At 66.5% G+C, this 1261-nt stretch carries 1 pseudogene; it reads right to left on the reverse strand.

Annotated elements, in window-relative coordinates:
* Window positions 1-17: 17 nt before the first annotated feature.
* Window positions 18-1192: pseudogene (locus tag ACIGJI_RS17400) on the reverse strand (IS3 family transposase).
* Between the last annotated feature and the right edge of the window lie 69 nt (window positions 1193-1261).

Raw genomic sequence — 1261 nt, forward strand, 5'->3', positions numbered from 1 at the left:
CTGGTGACAGGTTCGGTTTAGGCCGCGAGTGTGAGCGGCTCGGCTAGCTTGGCTTCGAACTCGATGGGCGTCAAGCCGCCGAGGGTGTCCTGGGCTCGCTGGCGGTGGTACTTCCGTTCGATCCAGACCACGATGGCCAGCCGCAGCTCCTGCCGGCTCGTCCACCGCTGCTGGTTGAGCACGTTCGTCTGCAGTAGTGACCAGAACGATTCCATGGCCGCGTTGTCCCCCGCGGCGCCGACGCGTCCCATCGATCCGACCATGTCGTGCCGGCGCAGTTCGCGGGCCATGGCCCGGCTGCGGAACTGGCTGCCCCTGTCGGCGTGCAGGATGCATCCGGCGACCTCACCGCGGCGGGCCACGGCGTTTCGGACGGCGTCGACGGCGAGTTTCGCGGTCATCCGGTCCGAGATCGAGTACCCGACGATCCGGTTGGAGAACACGTCTTTGATCGCGCAGCAGTAGAGCTTGCCTTCGCTCGTCCAGTGCTCCGTGATATCCGTGAGCCACAGCCGGTTGGGCGCGTCGGCGCGGAACACGCGCTGGACGTGGTCATCGAACACGGGCGGCCCGGCCTTCTTCCCCTTCCCACGCCGTCGCTGCGCGGATGAGAGAAGCCCGGCCTGCGAGCACAGCTTCCACGCCGTCCGCCGGCTCATTCGCCACCCCGCTCGCCGGGCTTCGTCGGCGAGGTATCGGTAGCCGAACGTCGGGTCGTCGTGGTGAGCGTCATGCAGTGCGTTAATCCGATACGCGCGGAGCACGTCCGCTTCCCGGATCGGGTCGTTGCGCCACCGGTAGTAGGGCTGTCTTGCGAGCTTCAGAACCCGGCACGACACCGTCACGGGAATCCCCGCGTCGGCGAGCTCAGATACGAGCGGGTACGTCATTTTGGGGAGCCACCGAGCCGCAGGTTCGCCTGCGACAGATACGCCGCAGCCCTTCTGAGCACCTCGTTCTCCTGCTCGAGCAGTCGGATCCGCTTCTTCAACTCCCGCGCCTCGGCGGCATCGGCGGCGGTCTGACCGGGCCGGTTGCCGTCTTCGACATCCGCTTGGCGGAGCCAGTTCTGCAGCGTCGCCTCGCTGATACCGAAGTCGGTGGCGATCTGTTTGATAGTGACGCCGCTCTCACGGCGCCGAGCGACCGCGACGACGTCCTCGCGGAACTCTCTGGGATAGGGACCAGGCATGATGACATCCTCCCCGCCAGCGCCTCCCGACACTAACGATCAGTTGTCACCGATTCGTTCCTCACGCCC

The sequence above is a fragment of the Microbacterium sp. NPDC064978 genome (assembly GCF_044543605.1).
GTDB lineage: Bacteria > Actinomycetota > Actinomycetes > Actinomycetales > Microbacteriaceae > Microbacterium > Microbacterium meiriae.